18 protein-coding genes are annotated in these 20,324 nt (G+C 62.6%); 13 read left to right on the plus strand and 5 right to left on the minus strand.

Annotated features, from left to right (window positions below):
* The 9 genes from LBW87_RS05645 (at position 1) to LBW87_RS05685 (ending at position 12,097) form a co-directional block, all read left to right on the plus strand.
* Complete coding sequence (locus tag LBW87_RS05645; RefSeq protein ID WP_225200470.1) at positions 1 to 2,415, plus strand: TonB-dependent siderophore receptor; 2,415 nt, start codon at positions 1 to 3, stop codon at positions 2,413 to 2,415.
* Between the two features lie 202 nt (positions 2,416 to 2,617).
* A complete protein-coding gene (locus LBW87_RS05650) occupies positions 2,618 to 3,358 on the plus strand; it encodes a hypothetical protein (RefSeq protein WP_225200471.1) in 741 nt (246 codons plus the stop codon).
* 48 nt (positions 3,359 to 3,406) lie between these two features.
* Positions 3,407 to 4,567, plus strand: a complete 1,161-nt coding sequence (locus tag LBW87_RS05655; protein WP_225200472.1) for an efflux RND transporter periplasmic adaptor subunit — start codon at positions 3,407 to 3,409, stop codon at positions 4,565 to 4,567.
* Positions 4,564 to 6,531, plus strand: a complete 1,968-nt coding sequence (locus LBW87_RS05660) for a MacB family efflux pump subunit (RefSeq protein WP_225200473.1) — start codon at positions 4,564 to 4,566, stop codon at positions 6,529 to 6,531. The genes LBW87_RS05655 and LBW87_RS05660 overlap by 4 nt, the downstream gene beginning before the upstream one ends.
* A gap of 96 nt (positions 6,532 to 6,627) precedes the next feature.
* Entirely contained in the window at positions 6,628 to 7,788 is a 1,161-nt protein-coding gene (locus tag LBW87_RS05665; RefSeq protein ID WP_225200474.1) for a hypothetical protein, read from the plus strand.
* Positions 7,766 to 8,314 carry a hypothetical protein gene (locus LBW87_RS05670; RefSeq protein WP_225200475.1) on the plus strand — a complete coding sequence of 183 codons (549 nt, stop codon included), beginning with the start codon at positions 7,766 to 7,768 and terminating at the stop codon, positions 8,312 to 8,314. Before LBW87_RS05665 ends, LBW87_RS05670 begins: the two co-directional genes overlap by 23 nt.
* A 596-nt stretch (positions 8,315 to 8,910) precedes the next feature.
* Entirely contained in the window at positions 8,911 to 10,488 is a 1,578-nt protein-coding gene (locus LBW87_RS05675) for a sulfatase-like hydrolase/transferase (protein ID WP_225200476.1), read from the plus strand.
* Complete coding sequence (locus LBW87_RS05680) at positions 10,485 to 11,117, plus strand: phosphatase PAP2 family protein (protein ID WP_225200477.1); 633 nt, start codon at positions 10,485 to 10,487, stop codon at positions 11,115 to 11,117. The genes LBW87_RS05675 and LBW87_RS05680 overlap by 4 nt, the downstream gene beginning before the upstream one ends.
* 320 nt (positions 11,118 to 11,437) lie before the next feature.
* On the plus strand, positions 11,438 to 12,097 hold the full coding sequence (locus LBW87_RS05685) for a hypothetical protein (RefSeq protein WP_225200478.1): 660 nt from the start codon (positions 11,438 to 11,440) through the stop codon (positions 12,095 to 12,097).
* A gap of 88 nt (positions 12,098 to 12,185) precedes the next feature.
* Here LBW87_RS05685 and LBW87_RS05690 read toward each other — a convergent pair whose 3' ends face one another.
* The 4 genes from LBW87_RS05690 to LBW87_RS05705 all read right to left on the minus strand — a co-directional run bounded on the left by LBW87_RS05690 (position 12,186) and on the right by LBW87_RS05705 (position 16,711).
* Positions 12,186 to 13,658: a c-type cytochrome gene (locus LBW87_RS05690; RefSeq protein WP_225200479.1), complete on the minus strand. Its 1,473-nt coding sequence runs from the start codon at positions 13,656 to 13,658 to the stop codon at positions 12,186 to 12,188.
* A 1-nt stretch (position 13,659) separates the two neighbouring features.
* On the minus strand, positions 13,660 to 15,291 hold the full coding sequence (locus tag LBW87_RS05695) for a GMC family oxidoreductase (RefSeq protein ID WP_225200480.1): 1,632 nt from the start codon (positions 15,289 to 15,291) through the stop codon (positions 13,660 to 13,662).
* A gap of 30 nt (positions 15,292 to 15,321) precedes the next feature.
* On the minus strand, positions 15,322 to 15,852 hold the full coding sequence (locus tag LBW87_RS05700; RefSeq protein ID WP_225200481.1) for a sorbitol dehydrogenase family protein: 531 nt from the start codon (positions 15,850 to 15,852) through the stop codon (positions 15,322 to 15,324).
* A gap of 151 nt (positions 15,853 to 16,003) precedes the next feature.
* Positions 16,004 to 16,711 (minus strand): epimerase, encoded by a 708-nt coding sequence (locus LBW87_RS05705; protein ID WP_225200482.1) that lies wholly within the window; start codon positions 16,709 to 16,711, stop codon positions 16,004 to 16,006.
* Between the two features lie 278 nt (positions 16,712 to 16,989).
* On the opposite strand from LBW87_RS05705, the gene queE reads away from it, so the two are divergent.
* The 4 genes from queE to ldcA are packed head-to-tail and all read left to right on the plus strand — an operon-like array spanning position 16,990 to position 19,605.
* Positions 16,990 to 17,625: a 7-carboxy-7-deazaguanine synthase gene (queE, locus tag LBW87_RS05710; RefSeq protein WP_225200483.1), complete on the plus strand. Its 636-nt coding sequence runs from the start codon at positions 16,990 to 16,992 to the stop codon at positions 17,623 to 17,625.
* A gap of 12 nt (positions 17,626 to 17,637) precedes the next feature.
* Positions 17,638 to 18,084, plus strand: a complete 447-nt coding sequence (queD, locus tag LBW87_RS05715) for a 6-carboxytetrahydropterin synthase QueD (protein WP_225200484.1) — start codon at positions 17,638 to 17,640, stop codon at positions 18,082 to 18,084.
* A 4-nt stretch (positions 18,085 to 18,088) separates the two neighbouring features.
* A complete protein-coding gene (gene tadA / locus LBW87_RS05720; protein ID WP_225200485.1) occupies positions 18,089 to 18,625 on the plus strand; it encodes a tRNA adenosine(34) deaminase TadA in 537 nt (178 codons plus the stop codon).
* Positions 18,622 to 19,605 (plus strand): muramoyltetrapeptide carboxypeptidase, encoded by a 984-nt coding sequence (gene ldcA / locus LBW87_RS05725; protein WP_225200486.1) that lies wholly within the window; start codon positions 18,622 to 18,624, stop codon positions 19,603 to 19,605. The genes tadA and ldcA overlap by 4 nt, the downstream gene beginning before the upstream one ends.
* Here the strand turns inward: ldcA and LBW87_RS05730 are convergent.
* Positions 19,592 to 20,152, minus strand: a complete 561-nt coding sequence (locus tag LBW87_RS05730; RefSeq protein ID WP_225200487.1) for a DUF1439 domain-containing protein — start codon at positions 20,150 to 20,152, stop codon at positions 19,592 to 19,594. The genes ldcA and LBW87_RS05730 overlap by 14 nt on opposite strands.
* Positions 20,153 to 20,324 lie beyond the last annotated feature (172 nt).

The following is a 20,324-nucleotide window of genomic DNA, read 5'->3' on the forward strand; positions in this document are numbered from 1 at the left end:
ATGCGCCAAGCCCCTGTTGCCCGCTCTGTGCGGGCGCTTTCCACCACTTCTCATGTGCTCATGGCGGGCAGCCTGGCGCTGGCCATTGGCATCGCCACCTTGCCCGCAGCGGCGCAAGGCGCACCGGCGGGGCAGGCGCAGCAACAGCGCTACGACATCCCGGCCGGCCCCCTGGACCAGTCCCTGAACCAGTTCGCGGCGCAGTCGCGCAGCTTGCTGGTGGTCGATCCGGAAATCACCCGTGGCAAGCAGGGCCCGGCACTGAGCGGCAGTTACAGTCACGAGCGTGCGCTGGAGTTGTTGTTGTCGGGTAGCGGCTTGCAGGCCGAACGTCGCGCCGACGGCGGCATCGTGATCCAGAAGCGTGCTGCAGGCGAGAGCGTCAGCGCGCTGCCGACGGTATCTGTGGTCGCCAGCAGCGACACCGGCACCGGCCTCAAGCGCGCGGCTGCGGCCGGCGCCCTGGGCGCACGCTCGGTACTCGATACACCGTTTTCGATCAGCGTGGTCGACAAGGAAGACATCCAGGATCGCCAGGTGAGCACCATCGAACAGGCTTTTCGTTTCGATCCTTCCGTGACCTCGTCCAGTGGCGAATACGGGCGCGGCTCATCTATCCTGGTGCGTGGATTGGGCATCGATGCGACCAACGGCTTCAAGGTCGATGGCTTGGCCATTCCCGGCTGGGGCAATGAGCTGTTGCCGATGGAAATGTTCGAGCGGGTCGAGTTGCTCAAGGGCCTGACCGGATTCATGTACGGTTTCGGCTCGCCCGGCGGCATCATGAATTACGTGCAAAAGCGCGCGACCGAAGAAGATACCTTTGCCGTCGATGTCGGCTACAAGAGCGGCTCGCTGCGTTCGGAACATATCGACATCGGCGGGCGGGCCGGCGACAAGAAACTGGGATACCGGGTCAACCTGGTGCACGAGCAGGGCGGCACGTATTTCAACGGCGGCGAGCTGGTGCGCGACGCCGCGTCACTGGCGCTCGACCTGAAGATGACGCCCGACCTCACCTGGAGCTTCGATACCCTGTACGCCAAGCGTCAGTCCAAGGGCAACGCCTTCTGGGGCTATGCGCTGGGCGCCGGGCTGGCGATTCCGACGGTGCCGGATCCATCGACCAAGCAGCAGCCCGAAGGCAGCTACTACGATAATGAAAACATCATGGTGACCACCGGCTTGCAGTGGCGCATCAATGACGACTGGAAGTCCAGCATTTCCTATCGTTATTCGCGCGAAGACGTGGACTATGTCTACAGCACCGTCAACATCACCAACGCCGCCGGCGCCACCTCTTCCTCGCAGAGCGCCGGCATCTACGGCTTCCAGTTCCAGCAGTTGCAGGCCATGCTGGAGGGGCGCGCCAAGACCGGCGCCATCGGTCACCAGCTGGCATTCGGCGTAGCGCGCCAGCAGTACCAGTCATTGTCCGACCGCGCCGGCTCCACCACCGCCATCGGCACCGGCAATCTCTATCGCGATACCACGCTGTCGACCGGAGGCGTCAACAACAGCACCCATACCCAGTACCGCTCGTCAGAGATCACGCAGGATGCGATATTTGCCAGCGATACGCTAAGCCTGGGCGAGCGTTGGTCGATCATCGCCGGCTTGCGCTACACGCGCTTCAACCAGGAAGGCTATAACACCGCCGGCGCCACCACCAGCCAATACAAGCGCAATCCGCTCACGCCTACCATCGCCTTGATGTTCAAGCCGACCGCCGACACCACGCTCTACGGCAGTTATGTCGAGGCGCTCGAGCGCGGCGGCACCGCCGGCTTCAACAGCAGTGGCGCACGGACCCTCAACTACAACGAAGTGATGGGGCCGATCAAGAGCAAGCAAGTCGAACTGGGCGTCAAGACCGAGCGCGCGCAATGGATGACCAGCGCTGCCTTGTTCCGTATCCAGCGCGCAGCCGAATACGTCAACACGGCCAACTACTATGTGCAGGATGGTGAAACGCGTTACCAGGGGCTGGATGTCTCGGGTCGCTATGACCTGACGCCGGCGCTCTCGCTGTCGGGCGGCGCCATGTGGCTCGACGCCAAGTACCAGCAGACCACGGCGGCACTCGAAGGTCGTGATGTGGTCGGCACGCCGCGCTTCCAGGCCACTGCCAGCGTGCGTTATCGGGTGCCGCAGGTGGCCGGACTCAGTCTCAATGCCGGCGGTCGCTATGTCGGTATCTCGAAGTTGAACTCGACCACCAATATGGACCTGCCCGCGTACCACGTGTTTGACGCGGGCGCGATCTACCGTACTCGTCTGAGCGGCAAGGATGTCACCTTCAACGCCCAGATCCAGAACCTGACCGACCGTCGCTACTGGGTCTATAACGGCACCAACTACCTGTTTGCCGGCGCGCCGCGCACGCTCAGCCTGAACGCCCGCATCGAGTTCTGATGGCGCAGGCAATCAGCTGATTGTTTCAATGTGTTAGTACATAAGGCCACCGTTCATAGGTAAATTCGGTGGCCTGGCTCAAAAAAAGTTACGTTTTGTAGTGCATATCAAGTTCAGGTGGCGGCAACTGACGCTATAATTAGATGAGAATAATTATCATCTATATGGAGCGCGCAATCAGCTGCTCCGCTGAGGGCACATCATGAATGACCTGTACAAGAAAGATTCTGCACTGCCACCATCACACGCCAAGTCGGGCGCCACCATCTCGCGCGCCACGATGTCGGGCGCGCTGGCGGTCGGGCGCAAGCAGTTATTGTCGGCGGTGGCGTTGACCGCATCGCTGGCGCTGGCCAATCCGGCCTACGCCAACTACCTCTGGCTCGAGAAGGACAGCGCGGCCGACGCCGGCAATGCGCGCTTTAGGGTGTATTCGGGCGAGCTCGACAAGCGCGACGCCGCCATGCCCAAGATCCAGATGCCGCAAGCGATCCCGGCCGCCAACGCGGCCAGCCTGCCGTTGTCGGTCGAAGGCGATCACCTGCGCATCGACGCCGTGCAGGCCGGGCAGGACCTGCGTTTCTCGGCACGCGAAGTCACCGGCGCCAACACCGTGGTGTTCTATCAGGCCCGTTACGGCCGGCTCGACACCAAGGCCGTCAACGACCTCGAACTGGTGCCGACGACACCCGGGGGCGACACCTTCCGCCTGATGTGGAAGGGCGAGGCCGTCAGCGCCACCCAGGTCAACGTCGAGACCTCCGAGGGCTGGCGTCGCGTGCTGCGTCCCGCCAAGGATGGCAGCATCACGATGCCCACGCCGTTCCCGGGGCTGTACGTACTGCAGGTGACGGCCAAGGTCAACGGTTCGGTCACCATCGACGGCCGCGAATATACCGACGTGCGCCACGTGGCCACGCTCAGTTTCGAAGTGCCGCGTTAGTCCGCTGGCGCAGCGCACGCAATCATAATCAGGTAGTTCAGGGGAAGCATGAAGGCAGGACGCAAGCGGTGGTGGATGGCGGCAGTGCCGACGGTATTTGTTATTTCGGCGGTGGCATGGTGGGCTACGCGCCCGGGTGTGACTTATGACACGGCCGTGATCGGGCGGGGCGACATCGAATCCAGCGTCTCAGCGGTGGGCAAGTTGCAGCCGCGTCGTTTCGTCGATGTCGGCGCGCAGGTCTCGGGGCAGATATTGCGCTTGCATGTGCAGGCGGGGGATGCGGTCAGGAAGGGGCAACTGCTGGTCGAGATCGACCCCAGCGTGCAAAAGGCTACGGTCGATGCCGGCCGCGCTTCGCTCACCGGCCTGCGTGCGCAGCTGGCAGAGCAGCAGGCGCAGCATCTGCTGGCCGGCCAGCAAGCAAACCGCCAGCGCCAGCTCGACGCCGGTGGCGCCACGCGCGCCGAAGACCTCGACATCGCCGGCGCCAACCTGGCCCAGGCCGCGGCCCGGGTAGAGCACCTCAAGGCCCAGATCGTGCAGACCTCGGCCACCGTGCAGGCCGACGAAGTACGCCTGGGTTACACCCGCATCTACGCCACCATGGACGGCACGGTGGTGTCGGTCGATGCGCGTGAAGGCCAGACCCTGAACGCCACCTACCAGACCCCCAGCATCATGCGCATCGCCGACCTGGGCGCGATGACGGTATGGACCGAAGTCTCCGAGGCCGAGGTGCGCCGCGTGCGCGCCGGCATGCCGGTGTACTTCACCACGCTGGGCGGCGAGCGTCGTCGCTGGCATGGAAAAGTGCGGCAAGTGTTGCCCGCGCCGCCCAGCCCCGAAGGCAAGAGCGCCGACAGCGCGCTGGCGCCATCGACTAACAAGGTCATTGTCTATACCGCCTTGTTCGATGTCGATAACGGCGATGGCGAGTTGATGCCGCAGATGACGGCGCAGGTCAATTTCGTTGCCGCGTCCGCGCGCGACGTGGTGGTGGCGCCCCTGGCGGCCTTGCGCCCTCAGTCCGGCCAAGGCGCCTGGACCGTGCGCGTCATGGATGCCGACGGTAGGCCGCAGCAGCGGGTGGTGAAGATCGGCGTGCGCAACCGCGTCAGCGCCGAGATCGTCGACGGCCTGGCCGAGGGCGAGCGCATCGTCACCGGCGAGCAGCAACAAGGTGGGGTCAAGAGGTTCCAGCTGTGAGCGCAGCGCACGACGATGCGCCACTGATCGAGCTGGTCGACATCCGCAAGACTTATGGCGGGCAGGGCGGCGCACCGGCGGTGGAGGTATTGCGCGGTGTCAGTCTTTCGATCCGCCAGGGTGAATTCGTCGCCATCGTTGGCGCTTCCGGTTCGGGCAAGTCGACCCTGATGAATCTGCTGGGTTGCCTGGATCGGCCCAGCAGTGGCGCTTACCGATTCAACGGCAGCGATGTATCCGGCTTCGACGCCGACCGGCTGGCGTGGCTGCGGCGCGAAGCCTTCGGATTCGTGTTCCAGGGCTATCACCTGATTCCCACCGAATCGGCGCGCGAGAACGTCGAAGTGCCGGCCATCTATGCCGGCATGTCCGAGCAGCAGCGACATCAGCGCGCCAGTGCCTTGCTGACGCGCCTGGGCCTGGGCGACCGGCTGGACAACCGCCCGCATCAACTCTCCGGCGGCCAGCAGCAGCGGGTATCGATTGCCCGCGCGCTGATGAATGGCGGGCGCATCATCCTGGCCGACGAACCGACCGGCGCGCTTGACAGCAGCAGCGGCGCCGAGGTGATGAAGCTGTTCAACGAGTTGGCCGATGCCGGCCACACCATCATCCTGATCACCCATGATCGCGACGTCGCGGCGCAGGCGCGCCGCGTCATCGAAGTGCGTGATGGCGCCATCGTCGCCGACAGCGGCGGCACCGCCGGCAATGCCGGCCAGGTGATGCCCGACCCGGCCAGTTCGCCCGACCACACCCCGGACCCGCCACGCCTGTGGCTGGCCGAGTTGCGCGAAGCCGCGCGCGCTGCCTGGCGCGTGATGTGGATCAACCGGTTTCGCACCGGGCTGACCTTGCTGGGCATTGTCATCGGCGTGGCCTCGGTGATCGTGATGATGGCCATCGGGCTTGGCACGCGCCAGCAGGTGGTGGCGCAGCTGGGGCGCTTTGGCTCCAACCTGATGTACATGTCGTCGGTGGGCGAGAGCTCGCGCATTCCCGGGCGCAGCATCACGCTGCAAGACCTCGAAGCGGTCGCCGACGTGCCTAACATCACCCACGTATTACCCAATGTGACGGGCAACAAGGTGGTGCGGTTCGGCAATCAGGACATACAGACCTATGTGCGCGGCACCGGTGCCGGTTTGCCCGAGATCCAAACCTGGCCATTGGCCAAGGGCGCGTTCTTCTCGGCCGACGACGAACGCGAACTGGCCTCGGTGGCGGTGCTGGGTTTCAAGTTGGCGCGTGAACTGATGCCGGGTATCGACGACCCGGTCGGGCAGCACGTATTGATCGGCAACGTGCCTTTCCAGGTGGTCGGTGTGATGAGCCAGAAGGGCGCGCTGACGGGCGATCGCGACGAAGACAATTTGCTGATCATGCCGTTCTCGACTGCCGGGGTTAAGGTTTTCGGACAGCGCGAACCGACTTATACCGTGATGGCGGTGGCCGATGTCGGCCGCATCCACGACACCCAGGCGCAGGTAGAAGCCTTGCTGCTGGAGCGGCATCGCATCCGCGACTTCGCCATCGGCAACGCCGCGGCATCGATTGCGGCCGAAGCCAAGACGCGTGACACGATGACCCTGATGCTGTCGCTGGTGGCGGCGGTGTCATTGCTGGTGGGCGGCATCGGCGTGATGAACGTGATGTTGATGACGGTACGCGAGCGCACCCGCGAAATCGGCATCCGCCTGGCGACCGGCGCGCGTCAGCGCGACATCATGCGCCAGTTCCTGACCGAAGCGGTGCTGGTGACGGTGGTCGGCGGCAGCGCTGGCGTGCTGGTCGGTCTGCTGGTCGGCATCGGCTTGATCGTCATGGGCGCGCCGGTGATCTTTTCGTTGACGGCGATTGCTGCGGCATTCTGCTGTTCGGTATTTACCGGACTGCTGTTCGGGTACATGCCCGCCAAGAAGGCCGCGAAACTGGATCCGGTGGCGGCGTTGACGGCGGAGTGACGCGCCCGTTTCATCCCACCTCCGCCACGCACGGAACCGCAGAGCCATGCAAGTCCACTCAGTTGCATCCATCAGATTCCGGGAAGGGGAACATCGATGCGACTTGCGGGCATGAACGCGGTGGGCCTGGCGCAGGAAGCGCTGCGATCCAATCTGGCGAAGACGCCAGGGATGGCCGCCGCGCCATTGCGAAAAGGTCCGTTCAGTGCGCAATTTCATGCCTATTCCGCACACGGCACGGCCCGGCTGCAGGCGGGTCGGGCAGGTGTGCCGGCGGCCATAGCGCAGGCGCGCATGCAATTTGCCCGGTTGCAGGGCGGGCTCATGGCGCAGTTGCACGGCCGCTTTCCATCGTCATCGGGCGTATCGAGCCATTTTTCCGGCATGGGCGGCGGGGGGCGTCCGGGCCATCATTTATCGCCGTTTCAGTTGCCGTTTCAGTTGCCGTTTAACGCGCGCTTCTCCGGTCTGGGGGCGTTCTATGATTGCTCTGGCATGCAGTTGCGCTGGAATGCCGTGAGCGGCAACGGCCAGCCGACCCAGACCACTCTTGATTTGCTGAGTGGCAGGATGGTCACCCAGACGCCGTGGAGCCAGCACAACCAGCAAGGCATCCAGTCCTGCAAGACTTACGAGCACGCCACAGGGCAAACCTGGCAATGGACCAGGAACGCCCATGGCGCAAGTCTGGCCACGAATCAATGGGGTACAGGGCAGGATGGTATCGCACGGCGCACCATGTGCGTCTTCCTGCCCGGCAAGCCACCCATCCGGTTGAACGAAGAAAATAATCCCCGCACCGGGCATCGCCAGCTCAATTCCGACTGGTCGCAGGCCGATGCGCAGGGGCGGCGCGCGCGCGTGTCGGTCAATCTGCAGACCGGCAAGGCCAGCGTCCAGTTTGACACGCCAGGCACTGCGCCGCCGCCTCACCCGCAGGCGGCAGGCGGTCCCGCTGGGGCAAGTCCTGGTGGCGATCCTAAAAAGCTGGATCCGGAGCAGCAAAAACTGAGCGACGCCCTGAAAGCCTTTGGCCTGCAATATGGCGAGCCGATCTCGGAGGCTCAGTTTGCGAGCGCAAAGAAACAGTATTACAAGGATTCCTTGCTCAAGCATCCCGACAAGGTGAAACGGGAGGATGGAGAGCAGGCACAGAGTTTCAACGACCGTAAGGCAGCGAAGGCCGAGGAGTTCAAGGCGCTGTCGGTCAACTTCGGGCTGCTCAAGGATGAATATGACCGTCAACACGGGAAGTGAACCCGATCCGCATGATGCCGTCGACCTCGCCCGGTTGTGCGTGTCGCTGGGCGGCCTCGACCTCGGCCGGTTCGAGGCCCAGGCCGATGACATGCCTGCACCGCCGATGTCAACGCTGGCCCGTGAAGAGGATGGCATGCGCCCCCCCAGCCGTGAGGCGCTCGACAGCATGGCCGGCGAGAGCCAATTGACGCAACTGGTCGAAGCGGTGCGGCAAGAGGCGCAACAGGGTTTCTCGTCGGTGCTGGCGCAAGCTGCGCAATGGCTGCCTGCGCCCAGCACGCGCACCGCCGTGCCGGCGGTGCAGATGGGCAGCGTCATGGAGTTGCGCGACCTCATGGCGTCGTCCCGGCGCAGCCTCGGCGGCGACAACGGCGCCGATGAACGACACCATACCGCGCGCGTGCTCGGCGTGGCCAGCGCCGTCAACCTGGCCCAGCCGCTCTGGAATCCCGCGCAGGCTAGTACCTACGCACCGCTGGACGACCCGTTCGGCAACAATCTGCTGTCGACGTTGCTGGCCTGACCGGACCGGCCAGCCTTCTGATCGCCGTGGGAAGTCCAGTAATGATGTCGGGAAACTCAGTTGTTATTCTTTGCGACACCGCAGATTCCGGAGGTTCTGGTGATTGAAAGATTGAAGATGGCGACCAGCGGCCGCTTTTCTTAATCGTCTTCCTGTACACTCCAGATGCACTTGTTTCATCTCATGCCTCAGTACCCCCGCTGAGTGCAGTGACAGATTGCTGTTATGAACGCTGCGCGATCATTTTAGTACTACCAGCATTTCCCCCTATCCCCCCGAAAGTCTCATCCCATGCAACGCATCCGAATATCGTCGGGTGCGGTTTCTGCATTCCCCCTGGATGCGATTCATAAGTTTTCGATTGTGTTAGCCGGGCAGGATTTTCGCCGCAAGCCGCTGCTAGAATCCGGGCCTGCCGATTAACCAGGGTGCCGATCGTCACTACGGCGCCATTTCCTTTTCTCCTTGAACGACCCAGCGTTTTTTGATGCCCGCGACAGCAGGCAGGGAGAAGTCTTGCCTGCGAATTCCCCGCGATTCAGGTTCCGGCGACGGCGGTCGGTACCCAAGACAAACCGTGTTGAAGAAAGAACGCGATGCGAGAAATCGATTTTCGTCCTGGCCGCCATGGCATGGGATCCAACCGCCTGATCCTGGCTTACGGGCTGTTCAATACGCTGGTCTTCCATATACCGCTGCTGGCGTTCACCCTGGCCAATCTGGAGGCGACCGCACGCAGCTCGGTCTGGATCGTGCTGACGCTGCTGCTGATCGTGACCAGCATCACCATCCTGCTGCTGTCGTTGGTCGCCCTGGTCGCGCAATGGCTGCTCAAGCCGCTGATCTGTCTGTTCATCACAGGCAATGCAGTCGCTTTGTATTTCATGGTGAGCTATGGCGTGGTGCTCGATCGTTCGATGATGGGCAACCTGTTCAACACCAATCTGGCCGAGGCGAGCGATCTGTTTCATCCGACGCTGTTGCTGTACCTGATCGCACTCGGCTTGATCCCATCTTCTATCGTGTCACGGCTCAGGCTGCGTCCGACCCCCTTCGCCCGGCGCCTGATACTGCCAGCGGTGACTGCCATCGTCGCGCTGCTCTGGCTATACGGCACGGCTTCCACATGGCTGTGGATCGACCAGCACGCCAAGCAGCTCGGCGGCAAGGTCTTGCCGTGGTCCTACCTCGTTAACGGCGCGCGTCATCTGGCCGGCGCGGCTGCACCGCAGCAGCGGGCGCAGCTGCCGCCGGTAACAGAAGAACAGCCCGGTAGCCAGGCGCGGCGGGTCGTGGTGCTGGTCATCGGCGAATCGGCCCGGCAGCAGAACCATGCGCTGTATGGCTATGGGCGACCGACCACACCCAGCATGGATCACGCCGGCGTCACCGTCGTGAAGGCGCGCGCATGCGCCACCTACACGACGGCCGCGCTGGAATGCCTGCTGGCCTTCGAAGCGCCGGGCAGCACGCCGACGTGGGAACCGCTCACCACCTATCTCCAGCGCAATGGCGTGGACGTCACTTGGCGCAGTCACAACGGCGGCGAACCGCCGATGCAGGTCCAGCACCTGGAACGCCTGGAGCATATTGCCGAAGGTTGTCGCGCGGATGAATGCACGCATGACGAAGGGCTCTTGCGTGGACTGGAAGCGCGCATCACCGGTTCATCCCAGCCACGCCAGTTGATCGTGCTGCACCTGGCCGGCAGCCATGGTCCGGCCTATCACACGCGTTATCCGGCGCGATTCGAGGTGTTCACGCCGGTCTGCAAATCGGTTCAACTGGACCTGTGCTCGCAGGAAGAACTGGTCAATGCCTACGACAACAGCATCCTTTATGCCGACTTCGTGGTGGGCAGCGCCATCGCCATGTTGCGCCGCCTCGACTTGCCGTCTTCCCTGATCTACGTGTCCGATCACGGCGAATCGCTGGGCGAGTCCGGGCTATATCTGCATGGCACGCCATGGTCGATTGCGCCTGACGTGCAAAAGGATATTCCCTTCGTATTCTGGCAATCGCATGGTCCGCGCTCGGGCGGCGCACCGCCACGCCGCCTCGATGGCCAGTTCTCACAGATGCACGTCGCGCACAGCGTGATGGGGGCACTGGGATTGCGCAGCGCGGTCGCCGATCCGGCGCGTGACGTGTTCCGGCTGGCGGGGGCGCGATGAGCCTGAAATCGCTGGCAAAGGCCGCCCACGTCCAGGTGCAACGCCCCTGGCTGCTGATCGCGGCGTGTTCTTTCGGGATCCTGCTGACGGTGTTGTTGCCGTCCGATCCCACCACCCACCGGGATCGCCCATCCAGTGAGCATCCGTTCATCCATGCCATCGAAGACCAGGGTCGGTTCATCAATACGATTGTTCAGGTGGCGCTGCCGATCATCAAGCGCGATGCCATCGGGTTCATGCAAAACATTTATATCGGCGTCGGCTCGACGGCACTGACCCATGGCCTGAAGCATTCGCTGGACCGCGTGATCGTCGCCGGCGTCCGGCTCGGCGAGCGACCGAATGGAGGTCGTTACAACCTGCCGTCCGGCCATGCGTCAATGGCCTCGTGCGCGGCATATTTCGTGGGCAGAAGATACGGCTGGTGGCATCTCTGGTACCAGATCCCGATCACCTTGCTGACCATGTTCGCCCGCGTGGCGCTGGATGCCCACACGATATCGGCAGTCATCGCCGGTGCGTTGGCGGGGATTGTGGGGGCGGCGATTTTTACTGGCGTCTATGGTATGACGAAGGTGCTGGTGCAGAGGCGCAAGGGAGGGTTAGATCAGGTGAATGATGCCAAGTGATCCCCCCGATAAGCGTGGCAGAGAGTGCATTTTTTCATGTCAGCCTTGCCGGCAAAGCTGTGGGGGCGTTCCTGGCACACATCCGTGACTTCGTTGACGATGGCGTTAATTTCGTAGAAAAAAATAATTCGAGATTGGAATTGTTGAGGCACAGAATCGATTCGCCGTCGAAAATAGGGTGGTAACTTTTAGATAACTTAATTATTGATAATTTCGTTACTAAATATTTCAGTCTGATTGCGATTCAACAATTGGAGATGGCGGCCTGCGGCCGCTTTGTTCTCATCGTTTACCTATATGCCTCAATTCTATTTGAGCGAATGGCCATTTCAGAACATATCCGCCGAATCACTGCTGAATTTGAGCAACTAGGATTCACCATTGTAAACAAGAGGAACGCGCCCTTGGCATCTGGCACGTGGATTGAGAATGCGGGGGGCAGTGAAAGAGCCGTTCGGACTTTTCTTTGGCTGGCCTTCAAGCCAGCATCGCAGATTGTCTCTATTCGAATCGGATGGCGAAGCGATTCAGCGTATGAATTTTGTGTCGATACAATGAAAGAAAGTTGGGGGGATGGATATCGTTGGTTTCGAGACGCTAAGGTATTGGATGTTCCCTGTCTTCAAACTTTCAATCTCGCTCAGTATATGAAGTGGCGGTTCATCGGTATTCGAATCGACGAATTTTTTGATGCGGAGGTCAGTCGGTTGAAAGATGTCATTTCCAGTAATGGATGCATCGTAAATTCATCAGAGGAATTGTTTGATCGATACGCGCGCGAAGACGTCCTTGCGTCATGGTTCAGCGGAAACGCTGCTCTCCGCCTGGGGGAGATTGCGGGGCTAAGTGTTTTGCTAAAAAAAGATAAGGAAGAAGTAATGCAGGTGGCAAATAAATACCTGAAATCAATTCAACAAGATATGTACTCGCTGGGTACTGCGGAGCAATGGGTCAAGGCCCTTGTCAATCGATTGACATAGCGGTCTCTTTCCAGCCTCGTTAAAAAAACGCCGTTCCGACCAAGTCGCAACGGCGTTTTTTTCATCATCCGGAGTGAAGCAAGTCGTCTTACTTCCAGTCGTTCTCGTTGATCCGCACCGGACGCTTCTTGCGCGTGCGCAGCCACACCAGCAGCGCCAATACCAGCACGCCTGCGACCACCATGCCGATGCGCGCCAGCAGCAACAGGTTCGATTGCGGCCCCCCCTGGCGAATCACCTCGACATCATCGTGGGTTACCTTCACGCTGGGATTGCCGTAGTACTTCAGCACGTAGTTCGACAGCGCGGCCACATCGTCGTTGGAGAGCGAATTGAGCGCGTTCGGTTGATTGCCGAAGGGCGGCATGAACACATGACCGCCGTCCTTGGTTTCGCGCTCGACGCCGTACAGGATGGTGGCGATCAGGTTGCTGGGATTCACGCCAGCCGTGGCCGAGTTCTTGTACAGGCTGGGGTAGTAGCCGTCCTTGGTGCCCTGGCCGTTATAGCCGTGGCACGAGGCGCAACTGGCCGAGAAGATGCGCGCGCCGCGTACCTCTTCATCGGTCGTCGCACCGGCGGGCAAGCCGCGGAAAGCGGCCAGCGCATTGCCCGCCTTGCCCTGGTCGAAACGGGTGCGCTGCACCTCGCTCTTGTCATCGGCGATGGCTGGGCGGTCCAGGATGTAGACGGCGATGGCCTGCAGGTCGTCATCGGTCAGGTGGCTGAAGCTGTGCGTGATGGCTTCGGCCATGCTGCCGGCGGCCTGCGCTTTACCCTCCACGCGGCCGGTCTTCAGATAGGTCACCAGCTCGGCCTGGCTCCACGATCCGATGCCGCTGGTCTTGTGGGGCGTGATGTTAGGCGCATACCACGGTCCGACCTGGGCGCCGGAGAGCTGCAGGTCCAGCTTTTCCTGCATCAGGAAACCGCGTGGCGTATGGCAGGTGCTGCAGTGCGCCGGGCCTTCCGCCAGGTAGCGTCCGCGCAACCATTGTTCGTTGCGGTCGGCCACCGGCGCCAGTGGCTTGTCATTGAGGAACAGCGCATTCCAGCCCTTCATCGACAGGCGGATGTTCATCGGGAAGGGCAGGCTGGTCTCGGCCGTGGCCTGGTCCACCGGTTGCACCGCCTTCATGAAGTACAGGTACAGCGCATGGATGTCGGCGTCCGTCATGACCGAGTACGCGGTGTAGGGCATCGCCGGATACAGGTGGGCGCCGTCGGCACGCACGCCTTTGCGCAACGCATCGGCGAACTGGGTCTCGGTGTAGTTGCCGATGCCGAACTGCTTCGAGGGCGTGATGTTGGTGGCGACGATTGCCCCCACCGGCGAGGCGATCGAGGTGCCACCGGCCATCGGCTTGCCGCGCGGCGTGGTGTGGCAGGCGATGCAGTCTGAGGCCACCGCCAGGTAACGGCCGCGTTCGATGACGGCCTGGTCGGCCTGGGTTGCAGCCGGGGTTGCGGTTGGCGTGGCCGTGCTGGCCTGGGCCGTTAGCGTCAGGGTACAGAGCAGGGCGGCGAAAGTGGCCTGAATGGTTTTAGATAAAGTTTTCATCTCACGCCTTTCGCATCTGGCGCACGATGGCGTCGGCCGCTTTCAGGCCCAGCGCTGCCATGCTGATGGTGCTGTTGCCGCAGGCGGTGCTGGCCATGGCGCCACCACCCGGGAGAAACAGGTTCTGGTGGTCGTAGGCGCGGCATTCGGCGTCGACCACCGCATTGGCTGGGTCAGTACCCATGATGGTGCCGCCCATGATGTGCTTGCTCTGCGCGAACTTGGGACTGATCTTGATATCGGTGGCGCCCATCGCTTCGGCAATGCGCTTGCCGATCGGCAGCGAATAGTTTTCGGCCGAACGGCGGGTGTAGTCGCCCACGTCGTAATGAATCGCCGGGCGCGGCAGGCCCAGCCAGTCCTTCTTGGTGGACAGGGTCAGGCGGTTGTTCGGGTCGGGCAAGACTTCATGCGCCAGCACGATGTCGGCGGTGCAGCCGGCCATGCGGCGGATTTCTTCATCCAGCGCGCGTCCTACCAGGCCCTTCTTCAAGGCGCCGAAGGTGACGAAGCGATTGCGCGCGAAATTGTTATAGCGGAAGTAGGCACCGGCGTGCTCGGAGCGGAAGTCGCCCTGCGAGGTTTCCATGATGCCGCTGTTGACCACCGGACCCACGCCCGACCAGTACGGCTCGGACAGGGTCAAGGTCATCGTCAGTTGCGGGTGATCCATCATGTTGCGGCCGACCTGGTCGGAGCTGTTGGCCAGGCCATTGGCGTTGCGGCTGTTGGCCGACATCAGCAGCAGCTTGGGCGTTTCGATGCCGTTGCAGGCCAGCACGAAGATCTTGCCGCTGATGCGGTGCGTCTGCTTGTTGGCGTCGAAATAGTTGACCGCTTCGACCTGGTTGCGGCCATCGGTGTCGACCCGGTAGACCACGGCGTCGGTCAGGATGGTGGCGCCCTTGGCTTCCAGGCGACCCAGCGCCGTGGCGGCGTCGTACTTGGCGCCGACCGGGCACACCGGCACGCAGTTGTTATTGGCGCAGCAGGCCGGGCGGTCATCGTAGGGGATGCCGCTGTTGCGGGCCTGTGCGGTCGGGATGTTGCGGTAGCCGAGCGACTTGACGACGTCGGTGAAGCGCTGCTCGCCGGGGCTGAAGGGCAAGGCTGGCATCGGGTACGGTTGCGAACGCAGCGGCGGCCATTGCAGCTCGGGTTCAGACGGGCCGCAGATGCCCAGCTTGTGCTCGACCCGGGTGTAGAAGGGTTCCAGCTCGTCGTAACCGAAGGCCCAGTCGCGGCCCACGCCATAGCGCGAATGCAGGCGCATGTCGTCCGGGGTCAGGCGCCAGCAGGTGCCGGCCCAGTGCCAGGTCGAGCCGCCGGCGTAGCGGATGAAGGTCTGGGCGTACTTGTCGGGGCCGGTCAGTTCCAGGTAGTGGTCTTCCGGGTTCTCGCTGGAAGGCATCGGGTGCGGCGCCCACGGGCGGGGCGGGTAGCAGGACGATGGATCGCCCTTCAGCGCCAGCGGCAGGTTGCGGAAGTTCTCGACGATGTCGGAGCGCGCCACGCGGGGGCCGGCTTCCAGCATCAGGACCGAAATGCCTGCGTCCAGGAGCTGTTCTGCGATCAGGACGCCGACGACGCCAGTGCCGACGATGACGACGTCGGCGTTGCTATTGCTGTTCATACGAATTGACTCTGGCTGGGTGAAGTGCGTTCAGAAGCGCGGCATGTCTGCCAGCGCTACGGTGACCTGGCTCCAGCGGTTAGGCCCGCTGATGCCGTAAGACGGAATGGCGACCACGTCCAGCGTGGTCTGGTAGGTCAGTGCCTCTTCATAGGTGAAGACCTTGGCATCGCGCTTGGCCGACGAACTGCCGGTGTACCAGCAGAAGATGATCCAGTGCGCCAGCGCCTGCAGCGGGCCTTCCGGGATGTCGCCAAAGAAGTCCTCGACCACGGTGGCTTTCTTTGCCTCGGCGATGCCGATGAGCTGGCCCATCATGGCCGGCAGGTCGGCATGCTCCTGGGCGGCGACCTTCAGGATGCGCGCGCCCACGGCCGGGTTGAGGCGGTGATTGATCAGCAGGTTGGACAGGCGCATGAACTGCGCCTGCAGGGTGGCGTCCTCTTGCGGAACGGCCCACGAGGGCAGGCTCGACAGGGCGACGTAGCTGCCCAGGAGGGTGATGCCGGTCAGCATCAGGCTGCGCCGGGACATCATGACTTTGTGGCTGATTTCTTTCATTGGCTTGCTCTGCATCCTCGCATTACCTGGCTAACTAATTCGCGGCGAATGCTAACAGGTAATACCAATGACGTCTGTCAGCGCGTTGCAAACTCGCAGCAGCTCTTGTCATCCGGATAACAGCGATGCCTGGCCGGGATGGGCGCCCGGCTTATGCCAGGCGGCGAATATCGGCGGTTTCGAGCACGCCCTTGTCGGCGCCTTGCCGGGCTGCGGCCAGCATGGCGCGGCCGATCTGCTCGGTGGTGAGGATGCGGTCGGGCCAGATTGCCCGCAGCAGCGGTAACAGCGGCCACAGGATGGGATAAAGAATACGATAGGCGGGGGTCTTGGAGCGCACCCCGTGCAGGGCGATCAGGGCGCCGGGACGGAACATGTAGGCGTGCCTGAAACCCAGTCCCAGCAAGGCATTTTCGGTGCGGCCCTTGACCCGCGCCCACATGCTCTTGCCCTGTTCGCTGCTGTCGGTGCTGGCGCCCGACACATAGATGAAGGTCAGGTCCGGGTTGAGGCGCTGCAGGGTGCGGGCGGCGGCCATGGTCAGGTCGTAGGTGATGCGGGCATAGGCGTCTTCCTGCATGCCCAGCGACGATACGCCGAGGCAGAAGAAACAGGCGTCGAAACCGGTGAGTGCTGATTCGATGTCGCGATAGTCGAACATGTCGGCGTGCACCAGCTGGCGCAGCTTCTTGGTCACGGCGTAGTTGAAGCCGGCGTCCATCCGGTCGCGGCGAAACAGGCTGGTGTCGGCGGGGCCGCGGCCCAGCGTGGTGACCTGGGTCACGTCCGGGGCGACCAGGCATTCGCGCAGCACACCCAGGCCCACCATGCCGCTGGCGCCAAAGATCAACACTTTCATCGCGGGTCCTTTTTTTATTGATCAAGGTGCTAAGACGTTTAGTGTGGCCGTATATTGTGTCGGGCAATAAATTGCAGTGAGGCAATAAATGGCTTGCCAAAAACAACAGCATAAGCGCAGGCCAACCATCTGCCGGCTGCGTCCCGGTGTCCGAGCCGCTATAATGCCGCCCTTGGGCGGTCGGAAAATCTGCCTCGATATCAATCGCTGCCGGTGAGTTCACCATCGCCGACACCTGTTCTTCTTTTGCGGCCCGTTCGCGGTGCCGCCCCATTATCGTGACCTACAGCATCAAAGAAATCTTCTACACCCTGCAAGGCGAGGGCGCCCATGCAGGGCGTCCGGCCGTGTTCTGCCGTTTTTCGGGTTGCAACCTGTGGACCGGGCGCGAGCAGGACCGCGCCAGCGCCACCTGCCAGTTCTGCGATACCGATTTCGTCGGCACCGATGGCGAGAACGGCGGCAAGTTCAAGTCGCCCCAGGATCTCGCGGCCAAGATCGACAGCCTGTGGCCGGCCACCTATGCGCCCAGCAAGTATGTGGTGTTTACCGGCGGCGAACCGCTGCTGCAGCTGGACGGCCCGCTGATCGAGGCGATGCACGCGGTCGGCTTCGAGATCGCCATCGAGACCAATGGCACCATTGCCGTGCCCGAAGGCGTGGACTGGATCTGCGTCAGTCCCAAGATGGGTTCCGAGCTGAAGGTCACGCGTGGCAGCGAGCTGAAGGTGGTGGTGCCGCAGGCCGGCCAACCGCTGGCCGACTACGAGAAGCTGGATTTCGCGCACTTCCTGCTGCAACCGATGGATGGGCCTGACGCCGCCGCCAATACCACCCTGGCCATCAATATGGTCAAGAACAATCCGAAGTGGAAGCTGAGTATCCAGACCCACAAGCTGTTGCACATTCCCTGATCCAGACTCTACATGCTGACAATTACCCGCAAACTCGAATTCGATGCCGGTCACCGCATCCCCGACCACAAGAGCCAGTGCCGCAACCTGCACGGTCATCGCTATACGCTCGAGATCACGTTGACGGGCGCCGTGATCGATATCGAGGGCAACTCGGACAACGGCATGATCATGGATTTTTCCGACATCAAGGCGCTGGCCAAGGAACATCTGGTCGATGTCTGGGACCATGCCTTCCTGGTGTACGAAAAAGACCAGCCGGTGCGCGACTTCCTGGCCAGCCTGCCGGGCCACAAGACGGTGGTGATCGACAGCATCCCGACGGTCGAGAACCTGGCGCGCACCGCATTCAACATTCTCAAGGCGGCCTACCAGGATCGCTACGGCACCGGCCTGCACCTGCAAAAGGTGGTGCTGCACGAAACGCCCAATTGCTGGGCCGAAGTCACGTCCGATTAAGTCCATGAGTCAATTGCAGCAAGCCGAGGAGCCCGCCGAGTTGCGCCATATGCGCGCCGCCCTGGCGCAGGCTGGCCACGCCTGGGCGCTGGGCGAGGTGCCGGTGGGCGCAGTGGTGGTCAAGGATGGCGAAATCATCGGCGTGGGTTTCAATCACCCGATCGGCCGTCATGATCCGACTGCGCACGCCGAGATCATGGCCTTGCGCCAGGCGGCAGAGAAGCTGGGCAATTACCGCCTGCCGGGTTGCGAATTGTATGTCACGCTGGAGCCCTGCGTCATGTGTTCCGGGGCCATGATGCACGCCCGCCTGGAGCGGGTGGTCTATGGCGCATCCGACCCCAAGACCGGCGCCTGCGGCTCGGTGCTGAACCTGTTCGAGCAGGAAAAACTGAATCACCATACCGCGCTCAAGGGCGGGGTGCTGGAACACGAATGCGGCCAGTTGCTCAGGGATTTCTTCGCCATGCGCCGCGCGCAGTCGAAGCAGCAGCGGCAACTCGCCTCCACCGGCGACCAACCCAAGGATACTCACGCATGACGCTCTCAGCCGACAGCATCGACACGCTGGTCCCGCCCGGCACGCATGTGGCCATCGTGGCGCCGGGGGGCTATGCGCCGGACCCCGCCGCCGTCGAGCGCGGCGTGGCCTTGCTCGAATCGATGGGTTGCACGGTCACTAACCATTATCGGCACGACCAGCGCTACCTGCGCTTCGGCGCCAGCGATGCGGCGCGCGCGGCGCAGCTGATGGAGGCTGCGGCCGACCCGCAGGTGCAGGTGATCCTGGCCCTGCGCGGCTCGTATGGCGTCTCGCGGATCCTGCCGCTGCTCGATCTCGATGCCCTGGCCGCCAGCGGCAAGTTGCTGGTCGGCTACAGCGACATCACGGCGCTGCACCTGGCTTGGCTCAAGGCGGGCGGGGTCAGCTTCGCCGGCCCCATGCTCAATGGCGACTTTGGCGCCGTCGAGCCGCAATGGGGCGCGTTGCAGCAGTTCTGGCGCACGCTGGGTTCGCCGCAGGTGACGATTCATTCGCACAGCGGTGGCAGCCCCGGTGACCGCAGTACCGACTCCGGTAGTCCGGCGCTGCAATGCGAGGGTGTCCTGTGGGGCGGCAACCTGGCCATGGTCGCGCATCTGGTCGGCAGTCCCTGGATGCCGCAGGTCGATGGCGGCATCCTGTTCCTGGAAGATGTGAACGAACATCCGTTTCGCGTCGAGCGCATGCTGTTGCAGCTGGAGGCGGCCGGCATCCTGGCGCGGCAAAAGGCGATCGTGCTGGGCGACTTTGCCAGTTACCGGCTGGCCGAGATCGACAATGGCTATGACTTCGCGGAGATGCTGGCCTTCCTGCGCGGGCGGTTCGCCACGCCGATCGTCACCGGCCTGCCGTTCGGTCATGTGCGCGACCTGGTGACGCTGCCGGTCGGCGGGCATGCCGCCCTCGACAGCCGCGGCGCCGACGGTTTCAGCATGACGCTGTCGGCTTATCCGACCCTGGCTGCTACTGCTCGATGATCTCGACCTTCACCGCCTCTTTGTCGACCGTGATCTTGCCCGGCTCGAAGCGCTTGCCGTTCATCTGCAACTGCTCGGGCGTGAAGGTATAGACGGCATAATCGCGCAGCAACTGGTCGGCGGCGGCATTGCCCAGGGCGGTGAGCTGCTGGGCGTACTGCGGCGGCAGGTCTTTCGAATCGACGTTGTCTACCTTGGGCGCATCCAGGCGCAACGAGCGTGACGGGGCGTCGTACTTGAAACCGCTGCTCATGGTCAGCACCGCATTGACCGGGCGCGCCAGGAGCCATTGATTGGCGATCTGGGCGTCGACCACGGTGGTGAGGCGGTTGTTGGGCGCATCCATGCCCAGTCGCGGGTTGCTCAAGGTCACGTCGAACAAGTCCATATACTTCAGCTTGCGCGGAAACTGCGGCGCAATCGCCGTTTCCAGGTCTTTCTTGGACAGCGTGTATTCGTTGGTCCAGACGTTGTAGGCGGCTTGTGCGCCGTGGGCCAGGCCCAGCGCCATCAGGCCCGTGCAGATCAGTGTTGTGCTGGTTTTCATGCGAGAAGGTAAGGGCTGCAAAGGGAGTTGGAGCACCGCCGGTCGGTTAAAAATCCCGGCCATTGTAGTTCAGGTGACAATGCGGCTTTCCTTGAGGAAATAAAGCAGGTGGCTTGCCCGCAATGCAAGCCGGGGCTCGCTCACGATGGTAAAATACAGGGTTTCGCGCGCG

Source organism: Herbaspirillum sp. alder98, assembly GCF_020179755.1.
Lineage (GTDB): Bacteria > Pseudomonadota > Gammaproteobacteria > Burkholderiales > Burkholderiaceae_D > Herbaspirillum.

What these genes read in the sequence shown, in the direction of transcription:
- LBW87_RS05645 (WP_225200470.1), top strand. Translation starts at nt 1, where the DNA reads ATGCGCCAAGCCCCTGTTGCCCGCTCTGTGCGGGCGCTTTCCACCACT.
- LBW87_RS05650 (WP_225200471.1), top strand. Translation starts at nt 2,618, where the DNA reads ATGAATGACCTGTACAAGAAAGATTCTGCACTGCCACCATCACACGCC.
- LBW87_RS05655 (WP_225200472.1), top strand. Translation starts at nt 3,407, where the DNA reads ATGAAGGCAGGACGCAAGCGGTGGTGGATGGCGGCAGTGCCGACGGTA.
- LBW87_RS05665 (WP_225200474.1), top strand. Translation starts at nt 6,628, where the DNA reads ATGCGACTTGCGGGCATGAACGCGGTGGGCCTGGCGCAGGAAGCGCTG.
- LBW87_RS05670 (WP_225200475.1), top strand. Translation starts at nt 7,766, where the DNA reads ATGACCGTCAACACGGGAAGTGAACCCGATCCGCATGATGCCGTCGAC.
- LBW87_RS05675 (WP_225200476.1), top strand. Translation starts at nt 8,911, where the DNA reads ATGCGAGAAATCGATTTTCGTCCTGGCCGCCATGGCATGGGATCCAAC.
- LBW87_RS05680 (WP_225200477.1), top strand. Translation starts at nt 10,485, where the DNA reads ATGAGCCTGAAATCGCTGGCAAAGGCCGCCCACGTCCAGGTGCAACGC.
- LBW87_RS05685 (WP_225200478.1), top strand. Translation starts at nt 11,438, where the DNA reads ATGGCCATTTCAGAACATATCCGCCGAATCACTGCTGAATTTGAGCAA.
- LBW87_RS05690 (WP_225200479.1), bottom strand. Translation starts at nt 13,658, where the DNA reads ATGAAAACTTTATCTAAAACCATTCAGGCCACTTTCGCCGCCCTGCTC.
- LBW87_RS05695 (WP_225200480.1), bottom strand. Translation starts at nt 15,291, where the DNA reads ATGAACAGCAATAGCAACGCCGACGTCGTCATCGTCGGCACTGGCGTC.
- LBW87_RS05700 (WP_225200481.1), bottom strand. Translation starts at nt 15,852, where the DNA reads ATGAAAGAAATCAGCCACAAAGTCATGATGTCCCGGCGCAGCCTGATG.
- LBW87_RS05705 (WP_225200482.1), bottom strand. Translation starts at nt 16,711, where the DNA reads ATGAAAGTGTTGATCTTTGGCGCCAGCGGCATGGTGGGCCTGGGTGTG.
- queD (WP_225200484.1), top strand. Translation starts at nt 17,638, where the DNA reads ATGCTGACAATTACCCGCAAACTCGAATTCGATGCCGGTCACCGCATC.
- tadA (WP_225200485.1), top strand. Translation starts at nt 18,089, where the DNA reads ATGAGTCAATTGCAGCAAGCCGAGGAGCCCGCCGAGTTGCGCCATATG.
- ldcA (WP_225200486.1), top strand. Translation starts at nt 18,622, where the DNA reads ATGACGCTCTCAGCCGACAGCATCGACACGCTGGTCCCGCCCGGCACG.
- LBW87_RS05730 (WP_225200487.1), bottom strand. Translation starts at nt 20,152, where the DNA reads ATGAAAACCAGCACAACACTGATCTGCACGGGCCTGATGGCGCTGGGC.